This is a genomic window from Cognatishimia sp. F0-27, assembly GCF_020667845.1.
Taxonomy (GTDB): domain Bacteria; phylum Pseudomonadota; class Alphaproteobacteria; order Rhodobacterales; family Rhodobacteraceae; genus JAFMPQ01.
Map to the genome: position 1 here is coordinate 1 of NZ_JAFMPQ010000072.1, position 4992 is coordinate 4992.

Here is a 4992-nt window from a genome sequence, read left to right on the forward strand (position 1 = left end):
CCTGCACCCTGCACCCTGCACCCTGCACCCTGCACCCTGCACCCTGCACCCTGCACCCTGCACCCTGCACCCTGCACCCTGCACCCTGCACCCTGAGCGACTTCCCGCCCGTTAACCCTTTGTCAACCTTTAGGGTTCCGTCGCAGCGCGGATCAGGGCAAAGTCCCGCTCATGAAACAGATCCTTGCCTCCGCCCTGATCGCCGCCCTGCCCTTTGTCCTGACCGGCCCCAGCCAGGCTGCCGAAGCCATGAACGGTGACCAGTTCGAGCGCTATGTCGAAGGCAAGACATTGTATTTCGGGCTTGGGGGCAACGCCTATGGCGTCGAACGCTATCTTCCCGACCGCAAGGTGCAATGGTCCTTTCTCGACGGGAAATGCAAGGATGGCGAGTGGTATGAGGATGCCGGCCAAATCTGCTTCGTCTACGAGGACAACCCCAACCCGCAATGCTGGTCCTTTTTCCGTGACGGCACCGGCCTGCGGGCCGTGTTCGAAAACAACCCGGAGAGCACCGTGCTTTACGAAGTCGAGCAAAGCGACGAGCCCATGCTGTGTTACGGGCCAGATGTCGGCGTCTGATCCGAAAGGCGCGGTGGCTGATGTGAGGCAGTCACCCCGACAGCGGCGATTGGAAGGGTGCAGCCTTTCAATCGCCTTTTCCTCAAGTTTTATCCAGATTTCAGACAATTGCCGCACAGCATCCCTGCACAGGGATGCGCTCGCAGCAAGGCATGCGCGCCAGGCCATGCCGAGGGTGAGGTTTTCCTGCTCCGCGCGACAAGCTCAGAGCGCGTCTTGATCGGCCAACCCGCGTATCGGGATCAGGAGACGCGTGCTCTGGTGGAGAAAGCGCCTCCGATAGCGACGCGATCCCGCCTCTCAACGCCTTTTTCATAAGCACCGTCCGACAAGGCGACCAGCGGCACGCCCAGAGCGACCTCAAGCCTTGCAAGGATCTCGGCACTCGCGCTGCGGGCTCTGCCCGACACGAGGTTGAAAACGCCGGTTGAAAGGCTCCGCGCCTCCCGTGACAGCTCTGCCTCGTTGACCCCACGCGCGCCCCTCAAGACACGGATATCTTGGGCGACGCACGGCGTGATCGACCCGCTTTCCACACGGAAGGTCTATCCGGTCAGGGCACGTGCGCCAAGGAACGCGCGAACCGGCAGACCGTCACAACGCCGCCCCCGCGCAAAACCGACGGATCAGACGCGCCCAGCGGTCACGCCACCGAAAGGGCGGGCAATCCCGCAAAACCCTGACGCAGATAATCCGCCATGGCACCCACCAGCGGCCCGCGCCCGGTCCCTTGATACATGTTGATGCGCTGGATCCCGAGATCCGGGAGACCCAGCCGCGCATCGATCGGCTCAAGCTGGTTCGGATGATGCCCTTCCAGCGTTGCCGTGACCGCAAGATCGGCGCTCACCGTGGCTTCCACCGTTCGGTCATTATCGCTTTCAAGCGCCATTTCCCACGGCAGCCCTGCCCGATCCAGCGCCATGCGCGCCCGCTCTGCAAACGCGCAGAATGAACAGAAGCCAAGCCTCAGAGGCCGCCCCTGCGCCGCCTGCCCGTTGATCGCGCCGACCCAACGCAACGGCACCTCGGTCAGGGTCTCGCCACCCGTGTCGCAACCGGTTTCCGTTGTCAGGATGAGATCCACCTCGCCGCGTGCGAATTGCTCCTTGAGCTTGATGGTGGACGAGCTGTTCATGTCCACTTGCACGCGGGGGTGCTCGCGCCCCATCCGGCGCAGGACCTGCGGAATCACCGGGTAGACGATGTCATACGGCACCCCAAGCGCTACCCGCCCTTCCCAGGTCTGATCCGTCAGGCGCGCATAGATCTCGTCGTTGAGCCCCACCATCCGCTCGGCATAACTCAGCAGCAAGGCACCCGACGGGGTAAGCCGCACTCCGCGCCCGGATCGATCCAGCAAGGTCAGGTCAAGTTGTTCCTCCAAACGCTTGATCTGCATGGAAACCGCCGATTGCGTCAGGTTGAGAAACCCGGCCGCTCGGGTCACCCCGCCCGACTCCGCAACCGCCAGGAATGACCGCAACGTTGTGATATCAAGATTGCGCATTGATCACACTCCGTGATGGAACGCCTCACAGACATTCGTTTTACAAATACACCGTAGCGCGCCAATTACATCAGCACAAGGAATGCAACGCGACCCAATCATCAAGTATTGTGAAGGATACCATCATGGCCTTTTCTGAGATCACCCCCCGCCTGTCCCGGCATGGCCACGCCCCGGCTCTGCGCCCGCTTTTGCTGGCGCGCCGCGTCGCTCAGTGGCGCGCTCTGGCGCGGCAACGCCGAGCGCTGAAGCGCATGGATGCCGACCAATTGCACGACCTGGGCCTGAGCCGTGACGCCGCGGATGCCGAAGCGGCGCGGCCGTTCTGGGACGCGCCTGCGCATTGGACCATTTGAGCACGGCATCACAGCCTGCGACCCTCTGGGCCATCGCCCGCGGCCCTTGCCCGGTGCGTGCCACAGCAAAACCATCACGGAGCGCCCCTGAAAACCCTGTCGGTTCTGCGAGCCAAAGCGCCCAAGGAACCGACAGCCGGAATTGATACGCGTGATTCTAACCTTTTTGGTCAACCAAGCGCATCTCTCCCCTTGAAATGAGCCCCGCAGCCACCCATTATCCAAGCATCCACCGCGCCCGCGCGCGGGTCTGAATTCTCGAACGGGAGGCTTTAATGGCTGAATTCAACACGATCCGAGCGACGAGCGCAGCAGGCGCCCGCTCTGCCCAGATCGACGAGGGGCTGCGCGCCCATATGAACAAGGTCTACGGCACGATGTCCGTGGGCATGCTCATGACGGCTCTGGCCGCCTGGGCGATGGCAGGGCTGGCCACGACAACCGACCCGAGCCAGGCCGCGGCACAGCTCGGCAACGGCACGCTGCTGACCGGTATCGGCGCGGCGATCTATTCCGGCCCGCTTCGCTGGGTGCTGATGCTCGCGCCGCTCGCCTTCATCTTCTTCGGCTGGGGTGCCCTGATGAGCCGCGGCTCTGCCGCCGCTGTGCAGCTGGGCTTCTTTGCCTTTGCCGCGGTGATGGGCGTGTCGATGAGCTCGATTTTCATCGTGTTCACCACCTACTCGATCGTGCAAACCTTCCTTGTGACAGCCATCGCGTTCGCTGGTCTGTCGCTCTGGGGATATACCACCAAGAAGAACCTCAGCGGGATGGGCACGTTCCTCATCATGGGTGTGATCGGTCTCGTGATTGCGATGATCGTGAATATCTTCCTGCAATCTCCGGCCATGATGTTTGCCATCTCGGCCATCGGCATCCTGATCTTCTCCGGTCTGACTGCCTTCTACACGCAGGAAATCAAGAACACCTACGTTGCCCATGCAATGCAGGGTGATCAGGAGTGGCTCGACAAGGCGGCCTATGACGGCGCGCTGAGCCTCTACATCAGCTTCCTGAACCTGTTCCAGTTCCTGCTCATGTTCATGGGGCAACAGGAATAAGCTGCGAAGCGCAAGGATGATCCATCCGGGGCCGGTCTTCACGACCGGCCCTTTTTTCATGTTCGACGCCCGTGTGAAGGGGTGTTCGCGTCCGAGAAAACGCCGACGGCGCAGCGCTGAAAAGCCCGTGGCGATCCGATCAGAGCATGCGCCACATCTGGATGGCGGGGAATTCCATGACCCCACCGATCGGTACGATCACGTCGCCCTGTTCGTGAAATCCCATGTCCGCGTAAAAGGCGCGCGCAGACCGTGTGCTCAGACAGGACATCTGCGCCATGCCACTGGCGCGCGCCACCAGCAAGATATGGTCCAGCAATGCACGCCCGACGCCTTTGCGCACATGGGCCGGATCCGTTGCCACGTGGCGAATATGCCCCTCGCCCCGTTTGCCCGGCCGCCCACCGGGAGGCCCGAGAGACCATCCGCCAGCGCCCACAAGCGTTCCGTCAATCTCTGCAACGTAAAACAGACCTGACTGAACAAGCGCGGGCTGCGCCCGTCCAATGACTGGCACAGCAGTGACCAGAACGGATGGTGGGTAGTCCGGGGCGAGGAGCTGCGTATAGCTGCGTTGGAACACGCGGTCGAGCGCGCCGATATCATCGCTTGTTGCGGTTCGGATTGTGATGTTCTGGGTCATGCCCTCTCCTTTCGCGCCAAGATAGCGCGCCCGTTGTGGACGTCCTGCGCAAATGCCCAGATTTCGACACACGCGCGGATCCCGGACCGCCCGGCGCTAGAACGCATGGAGTTGGAACGCCTGAACAAGACAATGAAAAAGGCCGCTCGACCTGTGTCGAGCGGCCCGAATGGATCGCAACGTCAAGACGCAGATGCTTACTTGATCTTGCCTTCCTTGTATTCGACATGCTTGCGCGCAACCGGATCGAACTTCCGGATGGTCATTTTCTCGGTCATTGTCCGCGCGTTCTTCTTCGTCACGTAGAAATGTCCGGTGCCTGCGGTCGAGTTGAGGCGGATCTTGATGGTCGTCGGCTTCGCCATGGGTGTCTCCTTGGGGTCCGGCCACATTGGCCAGGTCCACGTCCTGAAACGGGGCTCTCCCCCCGTGAAAATCTTGAACCTGCCTTTTACCCGTCGCAGAGGGACTGTCAACCGGGTTTCAAGCCAAACGCCATGCCGATCCGCAGTATCCCGCCCGGGACCACGCCCTCCACTCGGACCACGGCGCGCTGCGGCAAATCGGTTGCCTTGCGGCGCCGCCCCCCTTGCGCGCCACCGGCCGCTGCAAGACACGGATGGGCACACAAACCCGCAGCGCGCGCCCGTGAAGGCGTGCATCGGTCTGGGGCCAGGTCTTGCGGAACGCACGCCGAGGATCCGAATCTGCCAAGGGCACAAAACCGACCCCGCCCGAGGTATTCCGCGAGGCGGGCCGGGTCCGGCGCTCTGCGCGAGGCGGGCCGGGTCCGGCGCTCTGCGCGAGGCGGGCCGGGTCCGGCGCTCTGCGCGAGGCGGG

General features: G+C 62.7%; 6 protein-coding genes. 3 read left to right on the top strand and 3 right to left on the bottom strand.

Translation table 11 applies throughout. The annotated features are described in order from the left end of the window. Nucleotides 1-171 precede the first annotated feature (171 nt). Nucleotides 172-582 (top strand): hypothetical protein, encoded by a 411-nt coding sequence (locus J1C49_RS21205; RefSeq protein ID WP_227447816.1) that lies wholly within the window; start codon nucleotides 172-174, stop codon nucleotides 580-582. A gap of 643 nt (nucleotides 583-1225) precedes the next feature. Here the strand turns inward: J1C49_RS21205 and J1C49_RS21210 are convergent. After that, entirely contained in the window at nucleotides 1226-2092 is an 867-nt protein-coding gene (locus tag J1C49_RS21210; RefSeq protein ID WP_227447817.1) for a LysR family transcriptional regulator, read from the bottom strand. Nucleotides 2093-2217: 125 nt separating this feature from the next. Here J1C49_RS21210 and J1C49_RS21215 point away from each other — a divergent pair, with 125 nt between their 5' ends. Both J1C49_RS21215 and J1C49_RS21220 read left to right on the top strand, forming a co-directional pair. Beyond that, on the top strand, nucleotides 2218-2448 hold the full coding sequence (locus tag J1C49_RS21215; RefSeq protein ID WP_227447818.1) for a DUF1127 domain-containing protein: 231 nt from the start codon (nucleotides 2218-2220) through the stop codon (nucleotides 2446-2448). A 275-nt stretch (nucleotides 2449-2723) separates the two neighbouring features. Then, the gene (locus J1C49_RS21220) at nucleotides 2724-3509 is read left to right on the top strand and encodes a Bax inhibitor-1/YccA family protein (RefSeq protein WP_227447819.1); all 786 of its coding nucleotides are present in this window, start codon (nucleotides 2724-2726) and stop codon (nucleotides 3507-3509) included. Nucleotides 3510-3648: 139 nt separating this feature from the next. Here the strand turns inward: J1C49_RS21220 and J1C49_RS21225 are convergent, their stop codons facing one another. Together J1C49_RS21225 and rpmG are read right to left on the bottom strand one after the other, a co-directional pair. Then, nucleotides 3649-4152 (bottom strand): GNAT family N-acetyltransferase, encoded by a 504-nt coding sequence (locus J1C49_RS21225; RefSeq protein ID WP_227447820.1) that lies wholly within the window; start codon nucleotides 4150-4152, stop codon nucleotides 3649-3651. Between the two features lie 197 nt (nucleotides 4153-4349). Then, nucleotides 4350-4517 carry a 50S ribosomal protein L33 gene (rpmG, locus tag J1C49_RS21230; protein ID WP_005856346.1) on the bottom strand — a complete coding sequence of 56 codons (168 nt, stop codon included), beginning with the start codon at nucleotides 4515-4517 and terminating at the stop codon, nucleotides 4350-4352. Between the last annotated feature and the right edge of the window lie 475 nt (nucleotides 4518-4992).

Bases quoted from the DNA above. Each gene is read 5' to 3' on its own strand.
- J1C49_RS21205 (WP_227447816.1), top strand. From the start codon at position 172: ATGAAACAGATCCTTGCCTCCGCCCTGATCGCCGCCCTGCCCTTTGTC.
- J1C49_RS21210 (WP_227447817.1), bottom strand. From the start codon at position 2,092: ATGCGCAATCTTGATATCACAACGTTGCGGTCATTCCTGGCGGTTGCG.
- J1C49_RS21215 (WP_227447818.1), top strand. From the start codon at position 2,218: ATGGCCTTTTCTGAGATCACCCCCCGCCTGTCCCGGCATGGCCACGCC.
- J1C49_RS21220 (WP_227447819.1), top strand. From the start codon at position 2,724: ATGGCTGAATTCAACACGATCCGAGCGACGAGCGCAGCAGGCGCCCGC.
- J1C49_RS21225 (WP_227447820.1), bottom strand. From the start codon at position 4,152: ATGACCCAGAACATCACAATCCGAACCGCAACAAGCGATGATATCGGC.
- rpmG (WP_005856346.1), bottom strand. From the start codon at position 4,517: ATGGCGAAGCCGACGACCATCAAGATCCGCCTCAACTCGACCGCAGGC.